The sequence below is a fragment of the Paenibacillus sp. Y301 genome (assembly GCF_059445505.1).
The window spans coordinates 1-18,776 of sequence record NZ_JCAIUL010000008.1 but is presented as its reverse complement, the minus strand read 5'-3'; the positions used below and the strand labels follow the sequence as shown (position 1 = coordinate 18,776).

The window sequence follows — 18,776 nt, the reverse complement described above, 5'->3', positions numbered from 1 at the left end:
TGTAAGTTCAAATACCAATAATGAAAGAGGGGATAATATGAAGAAAACGAACTTTAAATCCAAATCTCGATATAAACCGAAGTCCAAATCGAAGTCTAAATATATCATAATCATCGGAGTTGTTGTGTTTATTGCCTTAGTGGCCCTGATTGCTATACTTAACAAATCTCAGAATTCCTCAGCATTGGAAGATTTGCCGAACTATACGGAAATCCGTGGAGAGATGAATCTGGATGGTATTGACTACAGTAAGCAACCACATTTGGGCAAAGGAGATACAGGAATCCAAGTCATAGAATTTGCTGATTTCAAATGTCCTGCTTGTAAAGAATGGGACGCAACCTATTTCGAGAAGTTAAAGGCAGAATTCGTGGATACGAACAAAATAGATCTCTACTTCATGAACTACGCCTTCCTTGACCGGGATTCTATTCTAGCGGCTACTGCAGGAGAAAGTATTGGCAAACAGAATAACGATGCATTCTGGCAGTATAAGAAATTGTTGTTCCAGAACCAAAAGGATGAGACTCAAATCTGGGCAACGGAGAAATTCCTGCTTCAATTTGTAAAGGACAATATCACAGGCATCGATTATGATCTATTCAAGAAGGATCTACAGAATCATACAGATGCTCTAGCTGCCAAAGAAGATTTTAAAATCAGCGCATCGTTAGGTGTAAATGGAACGCCTAAATTTATGGTGAACGGTAAGCTTCTCCCTAGTTCCTCTTATGAAGAATTAGTAGCTGCGATTGAAGATGAAATCTCTAGTGGAAAGTAAATAGGTTACTATGAATTACAATTTGAAAGGCACTTGCTGTAAGCGGCGAGGCCACAGAAAAACCTGAATCTGTAAAAGTGGATAAATAGATAAAGGCGAATTCTCACTCCATTTCGAGTAAGAATTCGCCTTTATTTATGTATATTCTCATGCTTTTTACTTTAATAGCGTATATTCTTTTGAGATTGACTGCGAATATAGCCATCGCCCCTTGCATTTCCATGCCTATGAGAACTGAAGAAGATGCCAGATCATACCCGTGTCGGTGTTTTAATTCGCTATTTTTAGGAGGCGCCTTCTAAAAGATGCCTTTATAAAATTAAATAACATTAGAGGAGCGTAGCGAAGGGGGGATTTGAAACTGTAGGAGCGATAGTGACCGCCTTTGTCTCCGGATTTCATCCGCTAACAGCGGCCGGAAGTTCAAATATTCCTCGTAGCTACAACGGACTCCTTAGATGCATAGGTCTCAAATTAGTAGGGACTTCTTCGGTGGCCTAGTAAACAGCAGGTGTCTTTTTTGCGTTGGATTTTATGGTTGAGAAAGTATTAAACATTGTTGGTGTTGGATGACACGGCTTAATTAATGGCAAATGAATTAATTATTCATATAAATTAGACACTTCACACGAGGTTCGAGAATAAACTGCCAATAAGTTTCATTATTGAACCGAGACGGGGGAGCATGACGTGCCGAATCGATACCAGAAGAGTAAGTTTAGGGCCATCACGAAGCAATATGGATTGGACCTTATACGTATTAAAACGCATGATTCTCTATACAAAAAAAATGCCGTGTATTGTGCCACAACAAACAAAGGTAAATTCCTCGTGAAAGCACTAAATACCAGAAGTATGGGTAAGGATTTACCGAAAAAAGAATTCTTCTCGTATGTTCGAAAGTTAAAGGAATCACATTATCCTTATGCTCCACAGTGGTTGAAAACGGGATCAGGCAAGTTCTTGGTTGGTTGGCATGGAAGACCCTATTATATGACTGAATGGGTTACGGGCCGAGCCCTTAATCGTGAACCTGAGGACTATGTATCGCTGGGAAAAGCGCTTGGTCATCTCCACAAACTCCGCAGAATTCATCGTACTCCAACACCGCTCTATACGCAGCAGAGAATAAAAACATTCAAAGCTCAAAGTCATCTTTTTCAACAGCATTTGAATTACATTCGCAATAAGAATAACGAATCGAGTCGATGGCTCGAGAAACATGGTGAGCGTTGTGTCCAATTGTCGAATGAAGCATGGGGAATCCTTCAAGATGCTAAAGTAAAACGCCTTCTTGCAAGAGAAAAGAGACATCCCACCTTGGTCCATGGTGACGTTACCATTCCTAATATCGTGATTCATCACAGGGGATTGTTTCTTATTGATTGGGATTGTCTGAGAACGGAGTCTATGTACTATGAAGTTGCGAAGACACTTGCCAACACAACAGCTTTCAAACCAACACTAATAGACGGTTTCTTGCAGGGCTATGAAGCGATTAGACCACTAAAGTCATCTGAACGTCTACTAATTAGTGCTCTGTTTAGGTTCCCACGGGAAGCATGGAATGTGGCGCGTAAGACGGCTACAGGTAGAAGCTACCATGAACTTGACATACTTGATGAAACATGGAGTGACCGCTTGAATGCCATAAATCATCTTGATGAATGGGCTAAGAGGTAGCCATTACCTTTCAAGGATTCGGATAATCAAAATTTGATGTAAGACGGGTGATCAAGGATGGGTCTAAGATCTGAACTCGAGAAGCATTATGGTATTCATATTTTAAAAATGGCTAGAATTCGCGATGTATACAAAATAGCAACACGAAGTCATGGTCTTCTATGTTTGAAGAGTTATGAGATCCTAGAAGAAGAGATGCAATTCATTACACAGGTCTTCACACACTTACTCCAAAGGGATTTCAACTATGGCCCTAAGGTGCTATTAACGGTTGACCATTCTTATTGTCTTGTAATCAATGGTGTGTATTACATGCTTACGAATTGGGTGAAAGGGGAACATCCGCAATTTACAAAAAAGGAACATTTCAAGAAAGGTATTCGAAGACTGGCAACATTTCATTCCATTGCCCAGGGATTCAACGCCCCACATATTCCAGCTAATCGGATTAGATACACTCAGTTGAAGAAGCATATTAAATCTGATTGTAATTACCTTGTAGATTATCCCAAGCTGAAACATATGATGTCGATTTGCGAAGAAGCATTGGATCATGTTGATAATCCAAGTGTTATTCAAGGGATCGAACGGGAACAAGAGGCGATGGCTTTTATACATGGCGATTACAATTATCCGAATCTGATGTTAGACACAACGAAAAAGATGCATATGATTGATTTCGATAATACATCGTTACATGTGCGTATGGAGGACTTTGCTCATATTTTACATCGAAATGTGGCTTGGAAGGGAAAGGATATGTTGCGTTGGATACAATACTATGATAAATATCGCCCTTTAAGTAAAGAAGACCTACATGTATTGTATACGTTATTGCTTGTTCCTTATCCTATAATTAGGGCACTTAAGCAGAGCAAGCGGTATAACCGACAGCATATCATGCTTCCCTCCAGCCAGAAGATCAAAGAATATAAGCATGAGTTAAAACAGATGTTATAAGTGGCTTGATATTCGTCCACACCAATTAATTGATGTTGGCATTAAATACAACGTATCAATTAATTAGTGATGGAGGTCTTTTAAATGAGTGATTCTGATTTCAAAGAAAAGCATTCTGGGTTTGAAAAGGAAAATCGTAAATTTAAAAAACATTCTAGAGAAAGCCGTAACCATTTCATGGAAGTGAAAGATAAGAAATTATCGGAGGGCTTAATCACACTCGTTCATAGTCTTAAAGGAATGAATTCAAAGTTGAATCGAATCAATAAAAAGGTATGCCGGATAGAAAAATGTTGCAAACGTCAAAACAGACACAAACACTAAAACTTGTTAAAGATCCTCCTCATCTCCTCATCTTGATTATTCAGGTGGGGGATCTTTTTTTTGAAATATAAGCTACTTATGAGGTGACAAAAAATTCAAATGACATGACAGGAGATGATACCAGTGGTATTCTCTTAAGTATACATAGGGTAAGCGCTATCATAGTGATTATATTTGCGATGCGATAAGGGAAGAGGGGACGAACGGATGTATAGAAAGAGAATCACTTCAGGTTGGATGATCATACTTGTGATGATGGTTGTATTAGCTGGATGTGATGGGTCGATTGGTAACACATTGAAAGAAGGAAATAGCACAGCAACACCAACAGATAGTAATGACCAGAAGATTACATTGAAAATGATGCATTTATGGTCGGCGGCAAATTCTGCTCAACAGAATAAGTTAGTGAATGAGATCATTGGCCTATACCAGACAGATCATCCTAACGTGACCATTAAGCAAGAAGTTCTGGAGAATGAACCATATAAGAATAAATTAAAAGTATTATCCGCGTCCAATGAGTTACCGGATGTGGGTATTACTTGGGCCGCAGGGTTTATGGAACCTTATGTAAAGGGAGGGTTGTTTGCAAACTTAGACGATATTCTAGGTGGGGAACAACTGAAGGATAAATTCGTTGCAGGTACAACGGAGGCGTATGCCGTAGACAATAAGACGTATGCTCTTCCCATTGAGTTGAGTATATCGCCGATCTACTATAACAAAGCTATTTTTGCAAAATATAACCTTCAAGTCCCTACAACATATGATGAATTCAAACAAGTTGTAAAAATGTTAGCAGATCGTGGTGTCGCACCCATCGCGTTGGGTAACAAGGATCGCTGGACAGGCTCATTGTGGTATATGTATCTAGCTGATCGAATTGCTGGTAATGAGACGTTGAAGAATGCTATTAATGGTTCGGGTTCGTTTGATGATCCAGGTCTCATACAAGCAGCTGCGGAGATTCAGATGTTAGTGGACATGAATGCTTTTAATAAAGGATTTAACGGACTATCTCATGATGAAGCTAAGTCGGAGTTCATGAATAATAAAGCGGCTATGTATTTAATGGGATCCTGGGAATTACCTAACTATACGACAAGTCCTGATACTCCGCAGAATTTCAAAGATAACATTGGATTCTTTAAATTCCCTACTGTAGAAGGGGGAAAAGGGGATATTAACAGCTGGGTAGGAGGTCCAGGAGTAGGACTATTCGTAGCTGAGAATTCGAAGGTGAAAGACGAAGCTAAAGCTTTCGTAGAATATTTTGTCTCCAAGTGGGGAGAGCAATCCGTCTCAAGTGCAGGCATTATTCCAGCAACGAAGGTGGATACAACCAAAGGGTCCTTACCCGCATTATATAAAGATCTATTTAATGAATTGAATAGTGCTAGTAGCATTACACTATATACGGATGTTCAAATGAAGCCGAACGCGGCACAAGTACATTTGGATATGATTCAGGCATTATTCGGTAAGGTCGTGACTCCTGAAGAATTTGCGAAGAAACATATAGAAGCAATTCGGAAAGGAAATTAATTAGGTAGTTTGGATCAAGGTTTACGAGAGTGTCTAGTTCATTAGTGAAAAAGGGTGAAGGAAGAATAAATAATACAAGAATAAGAGAAGTACGACGCTGTATATGATAATTTTTGTTTTCGTTGGTTTTTGGTAAATGTCATAACATGGGGTTATAACAATCATTACAACTGCGATTAAAAAGGATAACCGACTTGGGAAAGCTATGAAAAAAATCATGCTAAGAAAGTTAATCATTTTGATGATTGTTTCGAACTTCCAACTTTTCATGCTATATCTCCTTAAATATTAGTTTATTATCTACTTAAGTAAACGCAAGGTTACGGTGTGAAGTTTAAAAAAGATGCTATGAGTGGAAACAGTCGTGTGTATGGAACAGCATACTTTCATAAAAGAAAGGCTACCTAATCTGTCCAAAAGATAGATTAGGTAGCCTATTTGTTTGCCTAACTTAATAGTCCCAGCATTTGCAAGGCATGTAATATGCCATCTTCATCGACGGCCTTGGTCACGTATTTCGCAGCATTCTTAGCTTCAGGGATCGCATTTCCCATCGCTACGCTATTTGGAATCATAGATAACATTTCGATATCATTTAATGCATCTCCGAAAGCATATTGGTATTCAGGAGCAATACCAAGCTTGTCGGTAATATGACGGATTCCCTTAGCTTTGGAGCCTCCTGCTGGAACAACATCCACAGCATTCAGATGCCAACGTACGAAATCAAAGGCATGGAATACATTCTCATAGAAGGATTCTTCCTCTGGTCGACACATCAATAGCGACTGGTAGATATCTCTACCTTTGTAATACAAGGGATCGTGAATAGGGACGATTTGGCTTTTAAACGTGTTGATGGTCTTCGCCACATATTCATCGTCTGGAACGTTAGCTCGCATATTCTCATGGTCCATATAGACGATTGCGTGTTCATTGGATAGGGCTACTTGAGTCAGATCACTCAAACTCTCACTGTTCATCGGGTTGCTATAGATGGCTTCTCCTCGTAGAACTACGTACTGACCATTAAAGCTAACATAGGTATCAATATCGAGTTGTTTACGAAGATCTTCGAACATAAAGGGTGCTCGTCCGGTAGCGATAGCTACTTCATGTCCTTGTTCCTTCAGGGAGAAGATGGCTTGTTCCGCAGTCTTGGGGAGTTCCTTGTTATGATCCAGAAGGGTACCGTCAATATCGAAAAAAATAATGCTCTTATTATGCATATAGCTACACCTAATTTCCACAATATTAGTTACATTCACGCTAGTATTCTCCATTATACCAAAGAATAGGCCTGAATTAAGTGATGATGCTCATGACATCGAATATTTACGAATAATCTATATAAAAAGGAAAAAAATGATATTTTTATATACCAATTTATAGAATTAGTGATAATATGTTATGAAGAAATAGAATGTTTCGCGTTAGAGGGGTGGAGCAATAAAGTAAGCGGGAGATTATTGAACATCAGGAGAGGAAGATTCTATGATTAAGCGATCTTTTTATTTATTATGGGGAACACAGACGGTATCGAATACAGCTGATATTATCTATCTAATGGGATTGATCTCATTTGTATTTGGTAGTACGCATTCCCTCATCTTTACAAGCTTCGTTCCATTGTTCCGCATGTCGTCCAAAATACTTAGTGGGTTAATGGCTCCCCTAGTCATTTCACGTTACAAGCTCACGCGTATTTTATTTGTCTCACAGGTAGGACAATTTATTCTGTTCACAAGTCTGTTATGTTATCTATGGCTCGTTCCAGCCAATCGGTCCTATGTGATTATATTCCTTATTGTATTTGGAATGTCATTCTTGGATGGGTGGACGAATCCAGCTCGAAATGCACTCGTGCCAAGACTAGCTTCAGAAGAAGGGTTAATGAGAGCAAACGGTTTAATCTCTGTTAGTGATCAGGTTGTTAGATGTGGTGGTTGGGCGCTTAGTGGAGTGATCGTGGCTATCCTAGGTCCAATACCTACGCTAACTATAGCTTCCGTCTGTTATGGTATTGCTATGGTACTAACAGCTTTTATCCGTGATACAACTGTAGATGGTAGAAAGAGTAGCATTCATAGAAAAAGTATGAAACAAGTGCCAACAGATGGTTCGACCATCGTAGCCGAATCTTCTTTACATAAAGAATCACGCTGGAGCAACCTTACTGAGGGATGGATCCTTCTTGGGCGTAATCGTCGCTTACGTTCACTCGCCATTATTGATGTGTTTGACACGTTGGGAGGAACAGCTTGGATTAGCGTATTCCTTCTTGCCTTTATTCAACAAGTACTCCATCGTGATGAGAGCTGGTGGGGGATTATGAATGGATCTTTTTTTGCAGGATCTATAGTGGGTGGATTATTTGTAGTAACCTTAGTGAAGAAGTTGCAAAAGCGAAGTTATCTAATCATGCTCCTAGGGTTGTCCGTATACGTCTTGTTGACGGTCCTATTCGCTTTCACAACACAGCCGTTAGTTGCCTTGATCCTTCTTACGTTATCTGGATTTCCTGTACAAGTAGCGGGTGTGATCCGACATACATTGATTCAAGAGAGCGTAGATTCAACTCAATTACCGAAGGTTTTTGCCGCTTGGGATGTCGTGGTTAATCTAACCTTTATGAGCTCCATGGTGGTATTAGCTTGGTTCGCTGACACATTCGGTATGGTTAATTTATATCTTCTAGCAGCAGCACTTACCACGATTTCAGTTATTATTGCTGTGTTTTACCGCAAAGCATTCAAGGCACCTGAAGTCGTTCAACAAGATCCAATAGGGTTAAGTAATCAGGTGAGCTGAGATTGTTATTATATAGAAATATAACATTAGCAGATATATACATTTGTGTATAGACCTGATGCGAGGTTTGAAGTATATTAAAATAGAATAACGATAGCAACGCAATAGTTCCCCTTGAAGCACAAGGCGGATTTCCTCTTTAGGGAAATTCGTCTTTTTTGTTGTCTAATATTATCGGAAGATAGGTAAATATATATTTACTTGTTAGGAATATTATACCAATTTATTTCAGAAGTATGATAGAATGGCTTTGATTTTCGTTTAGTGCAGATTGGGAGGCAGCGGCGCTGATCTATTTTCACGTGAGCGTAGCTGAAATAAATGTAAGGATGTGAGGCTTGGATAATGTTCTTGTAACAAAGAGGGATGAGAGGAAATTATGAGGAGGATTGACCCGCCGAGGGTTATCAAAAATAGTATGTTCCAAATTTCGCCCAAAATCCTACGAGTTATCTACAAAAAGGGTATAAGGTTAATTCTATTTCAACCAGAGTTTGAAACTTGAAATTACTTGCTAGATATCGTTTTTCCACTATATCTTTTATGAAATTTAACTAAAATTTTTAGGAGGTATAAATAATGAAAAAATTAATGACAGTCTTAATGTGTGGTGCTATTGGTGTAAGTTCAATGATGTTTTCCACAAACCCTGTATCTGCGGCATCTAAAGTAACTCTTACTGAAGTAAACCATGATTCTATTGAAGTTCTTCTCAATGCTAGGAAGATTAAGTTCCCTGATGCAAAGCCGTACTCACAAGATAATCGCGTAATGGTGCCAATACGCTTTGTAAGTGAAGCATTGGGAGCAGACGTGAAGTGGGATGGAGGCAAAGAAGTATCGATTGTAAAGAAGGCCAAAAATATAAAATTAACCATTGGATCAAGTGTTGCTTCGATAGATGGCAACGAGGTAACCTTCGATACTACGATGAAGATTAGCCAAAAGCGTACTTATGTACCTCTACGTTTTGTGAGTGAAGCATTAGGAGAAGCGGTGTCGTGGGAAGGTAATTGGGTATGGATCGGATCGAAAGATGTATTAACACCGGAAGAAGTAGGGATTAATACTGAAGAAATTACTAAATTCAAGAAGTTGATAGGTAGTAGGGATTTCTTGATTGACGACAGATCACTTGCAAGAGTAATTACAGTAGATCAATTACCATTAAGGATTAATAATGTTGTAATTTATGACGTGTGGAAAGTTAGACAAACTCCAGGAGACTACGAGGGCGTTAAAGTTCGTTATTCAGGAACGACTACCAATGCTACAGATATTTATATTTATTACTTAACAGATGATAATAAAGGTGCGCGGGTTAGGAACGACGTCGAAGGATTTATGATTAAAAATGCTGATGGATCAGTCACTAGAACTTACGCATCAGCTAATGAGAAAGATTTAGACTATCTCGGTGATTCCAACTATAAGAATTTTAGAATTAACAAAGCTAATTATATTGGATTTAGTGGTTTTAGTGTTGATTATTTGTTATTACTTGAAAATCCTCTGAAATAGGAGATTACTATGACATTTCGTATGTATTTATTGATTTGTGGCAGTTTATCCATGTTATTAATAATTAGTGTATTAAACACTTTAACAGTATCTGCTGCGGGGACATTAAAAACCACGCAAGATTTAAATGATAAAAATAAATACTATTTTGTTGCAAATTACTATCATGATATATGGAGAAATAGCGCAATGCAATGGACTTCCGATGGAAGTCCTAATCAATGGAAAGACATACCTTTCCCCTATTCATTTGAGTTTCCTGGAAGGAAGATTAAATCTGTAACAGTTAGAGCTTTCGATCCTACTGAAAGAATACCCGTTGCAATTACAAGTTCAAGTTCACGAATAAATGGTGCAACGCAAGTATATGAAAATTCGAGATATGGACTAACTTGGGATTCAGCATATAGACAAGTTAGTACAGATTACACTTCAATTAACCCTAACGCTCCAAATTTTGTTGGAAAAGGTACTGAAACAGCTAGTTTTAATGTGAATGTTCACGGTCTTTTAAATTCCCTAGACTATGAAAATATTACTCATACTGGTGGTCCGAACCTTGATCCAAACGTACAAGGGCGTAGGTATTACTTCCCGAGCTTACTCATAATTGAACTTGAACCCGAAGGTGGTTCGGCTGAAATACGCCACTACACCACAACAGGTCAAAGCCTAAATGGTGTAGCTGGTTTCACAGATAAAACAAAGGATTTAATCGTAGGTACGAATTACTCCTTCACACATACGTCAGGAACAGTAGACTACGTATATAAGGGATATAAGAAAAGTACAGTAGCTACCCCTTCAGGTGGTGGTATCGTTACCGGAGATCCACCGGCGCTGAATCCATATGACGGAAGCTTTCCAGTGTATTATATCAATTACTACTATGAGACTAATGTTCCACCACCACCTGATGCCGAATGCACTATCCCCGCACCCGGACAATCCGTATCCGGAAAGTACATGGATCCTGTAGTAACAGCAAGAATTCGAGCAGATGCTCGTGGAAGTGAGCAATTTGATGTGTTGCAAGGAATACCGACATCCGAGAGCCTGTATGGTAATGTGTCTGCAAGAAATTATCTGTATCAAGATGAGTTTGTTCAAATGACGGGTAAATGTACGTTTTCAGTTAATGTAACGAAGGAATACACACTGAAGTGGGACCCAGGACAACCAAGTACAGATGCACTGGGTAAGCCAATAACTATACCCGATCCTCAAAGTGAGACCGAGAGTAAAACTTATCAGTACAAAATAGAGCGTCCATACTCCTATTGGACAATTAAAAATTTAGAAGTCTACAAAATAGATCAGGCTAGTCTAGTGAACTATGCGCTCCCCAATTCGGGTATCGTCATTCAACCTAACGGTTATACAGCACCATACTATTCGGCATCAACCAATGGTAATTATTATCCTCCAGCACCCCCTGATGAAGTACAAGCAACCGGACAAACAGTAAGTGGAGGGAAAACAAAACCTAACGTTCCAGATGATCAATCTAGTCTTAAATCAAGTGCAGACAAAGTAGTAGAGAAAGTAGAAGTGGAAAATGATTATTTCGAATTTAACGGACAAAAGATTCTGAACAATTCACGAGTGAAGGAAACCGGACCAACACCAGGGCAAATTCCAGCACCACAAATGATTGGTCAAAATGTTTTGTATAGTCCCAATCATATGATTAGTAGCAGCAAGGTGAATAAAAAGGATACTTTGAGCAGCGGAGTCATTCATTACGGACTTATGCCAGGCAATATTAATGGAGGCTCAAATCAACAATTTGCAATCAACGGGATTAACACAGTAACGGTACACACACCCGTCGTGAATTATTCATCGGTAACAGATGATTGGGCGCATAACCAGAAGACGACACCCAACCCTAATCGTGCCGCATTTATATTAGATCGACCTTTTACCGTTCGTATTCCCACAAGTGGACAGCACGTGAATTTTCCAGGGTATGGCAACCGAGATTATAGCAAATACATAATGACCAAGCAGGTCTATTTTCCATTCGATGTATACAATGATAACAAATCGTTATTTATTCCTAAAAAAACGTGGATAGATGTTCCGATCAATCAGCTCAATACGACATTTTTTTTACCTGTATGGGTAGATGAAGGGGACTATACCGTCTATTTCAGGACGATTGCCGAGAATTCACCAACACAGTTAGTGACTCAGCCAGACGCGAACTTAAATCTAGTGAATCATGTGGCTACGGATGAAGTTTCGGTTGAAGTAATCGGACGAATCTATGACTTCCATGTAACGGACATTGCCGATTATCACTGGGAGACCGTCTTCCGTGTGAAGCAGGGGGATTTCACACCACTCGGAGTTTCTTATTGGGTAGGTACAAATTCTATCGATGGAGCTCCCCGAGGAAATCTATCTCCATACCTGCTTCCAATCGCTCCCGGTAGCCATCCACAACAAGGTTATAAGAATGTTAGTGTGAAGACGGGATACCATTTCAAATTCGATCTGAAGACAAAAGGGAATATGTTCAATTTGCAAGATGGAATCGACATCACACCCAGTTTTTACTTCGTAAGTAAGGATGGGAAGACACGTCAAATCGTGGATCTCTACTATAATAGTGGCTCGAAGACGATGATTAAAATTGGATCACCGCAGGATACCGTAAAGAGGTACGTCATCCTGAATGAACGCCTGCGGAATGTTCCGCAGCAAGAACTCATAAATACAGCATCTTATCGGTATAACCATGATGCGTTAGCGCAGAAGGAAGGTAGTAGTAGTCAATTTCGTGAGAAATATATCAATACGTTGACCAAGGAGAAAACTTGGGTTGGATCGTATAGTGCGCTTACGCTTCCATCGAATATTCGTACCCTCATTGGACCTACTGCAAATATACCCAATGGGGTGGATCAGGAAAAAGCGAATGCATCGATTCAGCATTGGTATGGGGAATACAGTATACCAGCAGATGTATACGCGGTAAAGAAGGGGACGAACGTAGCTGAATACGCTCGGACGAAGGGGCTAGATGATCATTCATCCATATTCCTAAAGAACGGTTATATTGTCGTTAACTTTGATATGGAGACGTTACAGAATGGAGATGTCACTCACCCGCATTTACAATATATCCATGCTCCACTTATGAATCAGTGGCAGATGGAAGGATTCAATAGAACGTATACCGACCCCAAAGGAAATAGATTCACACTTCAAGATGGGGATGTTGTATTCTATCATGCGAACGTTTCTAGCCGAGACGATTTCGACTCACAAGTTCCTCATTAATCATGTGAGGCTCAAGATCGCTATTAGAATGTTGAGCCTACATTTTTTTCAATAAATGTAGTTTTAAAATTTCTTTCCAGCATTTAAAACTTTTCGAGACACATTAAACGTCTATCTGATAAGTGCGGTGAAGACACACTTTAATAATTCAGATGGAGAGTGACATATCATGAAAAAGAATCCTTTTAACGTGTTGAAACTTGGTGTAGTTGGGTGTATAGCGTTGGCTGGGGTAAGTACTAGTCTATCAGGAATCGTATCCGCTGATGCAGTTGACCAGACGCTTAAGACTAATATAAGTGCTCCAATAACGGCCGTACCTATTTCTGCTACGATTAAGAAAACGGGAATTCAAGTGAAAGAAGTTGTTCTTACAGCAAAAACTAAGAATCTAGATACTAATATTAAAGTGCCACAGATCGAGGGAATGTTGGATACGAAATATCAGGATCAGATGAACAATAGCATTCTATCTCATGCACAGGAAGACCTAGTATTGTGGGAAAAGGATGCAGATGAAGCGGCAGCAGCGTTTAAAAAGGAAGGTTTGGAGTATCATCCCTATGGGCTATCGGTCGTGTATAATTTAAAAGAAAATGGATCAGGTAATCCTGCAGGTATGATATCACTTGTGGTTACAACGCAAGGAGAAACAGGTGGAACGGGTATGCCGCGAGTAGATACATATAATGTATTCAATAAGGAACAAGCTCAGCGGATAACCTTGTCGGATGTGTTGGGGAATGACTTCAAGGAAAAAGTGAATGCAGGTGTACTTGCGAAGATCAAAGCGACTCCAGAGAACTATTTCGAAGAGTATTTTAAAGGGATCAGCGAAGACCAGGGATTCTATATTGAGAATGGTGAGGTTGTCGTTGTATTTCCCAAATATAGCATCGCACCAGGATCATCTGGAAATCCAGAATTCCACTTCAGTATTGCGGATAATCTGAATACAAATCCGAAGCCTGTAGTACCATCGCCAGAAGTAAGCCCACAGCTTAATTTAAATACGATAGCTACGTTCAAGAATGCTAATGGGATTTCTATGGTGTCACTACGAGATGTAGCCAAAGGTTTGGGTTATGACATACAGTGGAATCAAGCGACACGCTCTGCGGAATTGAAAAAAGGTGCACAATGGACCAATGTTACCGTGGGTAAAGATTCATATTTCTTTGCCACAATGGCGCCAGTCTCTTTGGGCACAGTCCCTACAATAAAAAATAATTCGTTATACGTACCTGTTCATTTTATTACTGATATTCTACATGCAGAAGTTAAGAACGGTTAAGTGAGATTACAATGTAATCATCAAACTAATAAATAATAATGTAGAGGATAAATGTTCGATATACGACCATTTATTCTCTTTTTTTGTTTCTATTCCAGAATAATTCCATGTTCTAGAATGCCGATATGTACTCATAGATCAAATGTATATCACGATTTCGAAACGATGCGTAGGGATTCCTAATATTACCACAAGTCATTCAGAACTTTATAAAACAATTGCACGTCTTGCCTATGTAAGACACATCATGACGAAGGAATGAACTACCATGAATGAAATCAAGAATACATATCGGAACCGAATTAATTCTTCTAACAGACGTTATATGCCCGGGCTTGATGGGCTTCGAGCGCTATCTGTCCTCGCCGTTATCGCGTATCATCTAGGCTTGAGTTGGGCACCTGGAGGACTGTTGGGTGTCGGGATATTCTTCGTTCTATCGGGATATCTCATTACGGATCAAATCGTCTCAAGATGGCAAATTGACAGAAGAATTAACCTTAAAGATTTCTGGATAAGACGAGCGCGTCGGTTATTGCCAGCGATGTTCGCCATGCTTGCGTTTACTGCCCTGTGGCTTATGATGTTCGATCGATCCCGATTGGCAGCATTACAAGGTGACTTTCTATCTGTGATGTTGTACTTCAACAACTGGTGGCTTATTTTTCACAACGTATCCTATTTTGAGAGCTTTGGACCTGCTTCTCCAATAGGACACTTGTGGTCACTCGCCATCGAAGAACAGTTCTACATGATATGGCCGTTGGTTATTATTGCAGGGTTACGAATGGCACCACAGAGAGGTAAACTTATTGTGATGACTCTTGCAGGAGCATTCATCTCTGCTCTTGCTATGTCGCTGATCTACCAACCGGGTATTGACCCAAGCCGAGTCTATTATGGTACGGACACTAGAGCCTTTGCACTACTGATTGGAGCCGCCCTGGCTATCGCATGCCCTAGTCAGAGCATGACTCGTGATATTACACGAAGATCTCGTAACATCCTTGATTTGAGTGGTGTAATCGGACTAATTATCATCATCCTAATGATCTGGCGAACGAATGAGTATGGAGAATTTCTTTATTATGGCGGTTTACTTCTTCTGTCGATCCTTTCGGCCTTGGTCATCGCTGTACTGGCACATCCAGCTAGCCGTTTAGCTAAGTTCATGGGATGCAAGCCTTTGCGTTGGATCGGTGTACGTTCCTATAGCATTTACATATGGCATTATCCAGTCATCATTCTAACGAATCCTACCGTGGATACGGGTGGGTTCGACGGTGTCCGTGTACTTCTTCAGCTGGGAGCTAGTATCTTGTTAGCAGCACTATCTTGGAAGTACATCGAAGAACCGATTCGCCATGGTTTGTTAAGAAGGATGTGGAAGGAGTATACCGCTCGCGTACATGTACGTATTCGACCTGTCTTTATGATCATTGCGGGTATATTAACTGTATTGTTCATAACCATCAATGTCTTTGACGAGAAGGCATCAGTGGATGCGAGGGCGGAACATATTACGATTAATGATACGAATGCCTTGGAGGAGACACAACTCGTGATCAGCCCTATACCTGAGGTACCACAAACAGAAACAATGGATCCATCGAAGAAACCAGAAACTCAGGTGAATATGAACAATGAAGGTAAGGGCGTTACAGCCATTGGCGACTCTGTCATCCTTGACGCTGCGCCTTATCTACAAGATTTACTACCAGGCATTGTAGTCGATGGTAAAGTCGGTAGACAGATGTCACAAGCACAGGAAGTTGTAGATAAACTTAGAGGAAATGGTAAACTGGGCAGTCGAGTGATTATTAATCTAGGAACGAACGGGTCTTTCAACTCCAAACAATTACGACAATTACTTGTCTCATTAGAAGATAGTCAGCAAATCGTACTCGTGAATACTCGTGTTCCGAGGAAATGGGAAGGTACGGTCAACTCGTTACTTAAGAAAGTAGCTGCAGAGTTCCCCAATACAACCGTTATAGACTGGCATGCAGCAACCGAAGGGAAGAATGCTTATTTCTATGACGATGGTGTCCATCTCAGACGGGAGGGTGCTAAGTTCTATGCATCGCTTGTAGCTAACGCCATCCAAGAAGAGAAGCCATGAGGTCATAAAATGATTGATTATAAGATTATGCACTATATAAGAGAAGGGTTTACGATCATGATCAAGAGGAATATAGAGAAGTTACTTACGCGTTGTATAACTGATAACAAAGAGAACATATACCGTTTGGCTTACAGCTATGTGAAGAATAAAGAAGACGCGTTAGATATCGTTCAGGAATCGATTTATAAAGCCCTCACATCCCTAGACTTACTTAAGGATCCTGAGGCCGTCAAGAGTTGGTTATTCAGAATTGTCGTGAATACCTCGTTGGATTTTCTGAGAAAACATAAACGAGTCCAAGTAGTCGATGATGAAGATCTCGAGTTTTACAGCACTGGTGTGGAAGACGTGTATCCAGATATGGACTTAGAGAGAACGCTTGAAGAGCTACCGCTAAAGTATCGGAGTGTCATCGTACTTCGATATTTCGAAGATATGAAGATCGAGGAAGTGGCTGAGATTTTAAATGAGAATGTAAATACGGTGAAAACAAGGCTATATCAAGCACTAAAGATGCTACGAGTCACCATGCAGGATGAATCATTAAAGGAGATCAATTAAGATGGATAACAACATAAACAAATTAATAGAGGATTATAAACAAGTGCCTATTCCTGATGAATTGGATATCATCGTAGGCAATGCGTTAAATAAACGAAAGAACAAAAGGATTCGTTACAAGTGGATATCTGGTGTTAGTGCGGCAGCTATATTTTTCATAATTGGGATTAATGCTAATGCTAACATTGCTAATGCCTTTTCTTCCATTCCTGGCGTGGACAGTATTGTTAAGGTTCTGACATTTAGAGAATATAAAATAGATGAACAAACTTATAATGCAGATATGAAGGTTCCTATGATTACTAACCTAGATAATAAAGAGTTAGAATCAGCTCTGAATGAGAAATATCTTGAAGAGAATAAACAGCTATATGATGAATTTGAGAAAGAAATGGGAGCTATGAAGAAATCAGGAGAGGGTCATTTAGGGATCGATACAGGATACGAAGTTAAAACAGATAACGATGAGATACTTGCTATTGCCCGATATGTCGTAAATACCGTAGCATCTTCGTCAACCACGGTGAAGCACGATACGATAGACAAGAAGAATCAGATCTTATTGAGTCTGCCAATGTTATTTAAAGATGATCGATACATTAGCATCATAAGCGAGAATATTAAAGAACAGATGAGGGCAGAAATGAAGACAGATGAGAATCAGATCTACTGGATTGCAACGGAAGAGGAACCAGATGTTCCGATCGATGAGTTCGATAGTATTGCTAATGATCAAGATTTCTATATCAATGATCAAGGGAAATTAGTTATTTCTTTTAACAAATATGATGTTGCTCCAGGGTATATGGGTGGTCCAGAATTCGTCATTCCAACAGAGGTTATATCAGATGTTCTAGTCAGTCATACGTACATTAAGTGAATGAAGTGAAAATTTACGAGTCTATTAGATTTCATAGACCACAGCAAATCTGGATGCAATAGTATCCAGATTTGTTTTATTTACAGGTTTAATTTGGCTGGAATCCATTTCGAATGCATTCATTATTATTCTTAATATTCAATAATATTGATTTTAACCAAATATTATGAATCGATCTTGCCGATATAGACTAAGGCAATAAATATATTTATCGTAAGTGAAGTTAGTTAAGGGGCAGCAGCATGAGTTGGTATTTAAAGGTATTAAAGAATTATGTGGGTTTTCAGGGGAGAGCGCGGCGAAAGGAATACTGGCTATACTGCCTTTTTACTTTCATAGTCACCATGATGCTTCTAATCGTGGATATCATTACAGGTCAAGACGGAGTATTAACACTAATATATTACGTAGCCACAATATTACCAACGCTAGCTGTTGTATTTCGTAGGCTGCATGATACGGGAAGAAGTGGATGGTGGTACTTTTTGAGTATGATCCCTCTAGTTGGAGGTATTATTGTACTTGTGTTTTTGTGTCAAGATAGTGTAGATGATAATAAATATGGACCTAATCCAAAATACTTTGGTTAAGTTAGGTACCTGCATTTGTAGCAACTAGACCATTGAGCGGTCAACGAGTGATCCGTTGCAAATATTAATATAGGTACGACCTCGAAATTAGTACTTGATGATACGGAAGGTGAGCTTGCCGCAATGTAAGGTGAGATTGATAGCTATAGATGACGATAACAGGATATTTTCCTGCTAATGTGACTAGTGCACGCTCGGGAGGATAATTTAGAAGGAATTTCTCCATCTAAAGGTAGACTTTACTAGGTGATTTGTGGCTAATGGATAGAATTAAGGGGAAATTGGACCACCGTCAAGAAAGTAGACACTCCGTTAAGAAATTTATTATGCATTCTTCTTCTTTTGAAAGAGCGCAGCAAAGCGAACCGGCGATAAATAACCAAGTTTACTGTGGATACGTTTACGGT

At 39.6% G+C, this 18,776-nt stretch carries 14 protein-coding genes and 1 pseudogene; 13 read left to right on the top strand and 2 right to left on the bottom strand.

What is annotated here, in order from left to right; translation table 11 throughout:
* Positions 1–37: 37 nt before the first annotated feature.
* Positions 38–781, top strand: a complete 744-nt coding sequence (locus AC1D69_RS14795; RefSeq protein WP_495456920.1) for a DsbA family protein — start codon at positions 38–40, stop codon at positions 779–781.
* A gap of 103 nt (positions 782–884) precedes the next feature.
* Here the strand turns inward: AC1D69_RS14795 and AC1D69_RS14790 are convergent.
* A pseudogene (locus AC1D69_RS14790) lies at positions 885–1,079 on the bottom strand (hypothetical protein); the annotation flags it as partial.
* 392 nt (positions 1,080–1,471) lie between these two features.
* Here AC1D69_RS14790 and AC1D69_RS14785 point away from each other — a divergent pair.
* From AC1D69_RS14785 to AC1D69_RS14770, 4 genes are all read left to right on the top strand, one after another.
* Entirely contained in the window at positions 1,472–2,464 is a 993-nt protein-coding gene (locus AC1D69_RS14785; RefSeq protein WP_495456919.1) for a phosphotransferase, read from the top strand.
* Between the two features lie 57 nt (positions 2,465–2,521).
* The gene (locus tag AC1D69_RS14780; protein WP_495456918.1) at positions 2,522–3,424 is read left to right on the top strand and encodes a phosphotransferase; all 903 of its coding nucleotides are present in this window, start codon (positions 2,522–2,524) and stop codon (positions 3,422–3,424) included.
* An 84-nt stretch (positions 3,425–3,508) separates the two neighbouring features.
* A complete protein-coding gene (locus tag AC1D69_RS14775) occupies positions 3,509–3,748 on the top strand; it encodes a hypothetical protein (protein WP_495456917.1) in 240 nt (79 codons plus the stop codon).
* 207 nt (positions 3,749–3,955) lie between these two features.
* Complete coding sequence (locus AC1D69_RS14770) at positions 3,956–5,296, top strand: extracellular solute-binding protein (RefSeq protein WP_495456916.1); 1,341 nt, start codon at positions 3,956–3,958, stop codon at positions 5,294–5,296.
* Between the two features lie 446 nt (positions 5,297–5,742).
* On the opposite strand, the gene AC1D69_RS14765 is transcribed toward AC1D69_RS14770, so the two are convergent.
* Positions 5,743–6,525 carry a Cof-type HAD-IIB family hydrolase gene (locus AC1D69_RS14765; protein ID WP_495456915.1) on the bottom strand — a complete coding sequence of 261 codons (783 nt, stop codon included), beginning with the start codon at positions 6,523–6,525 and terminating at the stop codon, positions 5,743–5,745.
* A 265-nt stretch (positions 6,526–6,790) separates the two neighbouring features.
* Between AC1D69_RS14765 and AC1D69_RS14760 the strand changes: the two genes are divergently transcribed.
* The 8 genes from AC1D69_RS14760 to AC1D69_RS14725 all read left to right on the top strand — a co-directional run bounded on the left by AC1D69_RS14760 (position 6,791) and on the right by AC1D69_RS14725 (position 18,369).
* The gene (locus tag AC1D69_RS14760) at positions 6,791–8,107 is read left to right on the top strand and encodes an MFS transporter (protein ID WP_495456914.1); all 1,317 of its coding nucleotides are present in this window, start codon (positions 6,791–6,793) and stop codon (positions 8,105–8,107) included.
* 579 nt (positions 8,108–8,686) lie between these two features.
* Positions 8,687–9,628, top strand: a complete 942-nt coding sequence (locus tag AC1D69_RS14755) for a copper amine oxidase N-terminal domain-containing protein (protein ID WP_495456913.1) — start codon at positions 8,687–8,689, stop codon at positions 9,626–9,628.
* 9 nt (positions 9,629–9,637) lie between these two features.
* Positions 9,638–12,919, top strand: coding sequence for a DUF5704 domain-containing protein (locus AC1D69_RS14750; protein ID WP_495456912.1), 3,282 nt, complete (start codon positions 9,638–9,640; stop codon positions 12,917–12,919).
* Positions 12,920–13,088: 169 nt separating this feature from the next.
* Positions 13,089–14,213 (top strand): stalk domain-containing protein, encoded by a 1,125-nt coding sequence (locus AC1D69_RS14745; protein ID WP_495456911.1) that lies wholly within the window; start codon positions 13,089–13,091, stop codon positions 14,211–14,213.
* Positions 14,214–14,481: 268 nt separating this feature from the next.
* Positions 14,482–16,335, top strand: coding sequence for an acyltransferase family protein (locus AC1D69_RS14740; protein WP_495456910.1), 1,854 nt, complete (start codon positions 14,482–14,484; stop codon positions 16,333–16,335).
* A 57-nt stretch (positions 16,336–16,392) separates the two neighbouring features.
* Positions 16,393–16,899 (top strand): RNA polymerase sigma factor SigV, encoded by a 507-nt coding sequence (sigV, locus tag AC1D69_RS14735; protein WP_495457119.1) that lies wholly within the window; start codon positions 16,393–16,395, stop codon positions 16,897–16,899.
* Position 16,900: 1 nt separating this feature from the next.
* Positions 16,901–17,779, top strand: coding sequence for an anti-sigma-V factor RsiV (gene rsiV, locus AC1D69_RS14730; RefSeq protein WP_495456909.1), 879 nt, complete (start codon positions 16,901–16,903; stop codon positions 17,777–17,779).
* Positions 17,780–18,021: 242 nt separating this feature from the next.
* Positions 18,022–18,369, top strand: coding sequence for a DUF805 domain-containing protein (locus AC1D69_RS14725; RefSeq protein WP_495456908.1), 348 nt, complete (start codon positions 18,022–18,024; stop codon positions 18,367–18,369).
* Positions 18,370–18,776: the final 407 nt, after the last annotated feature.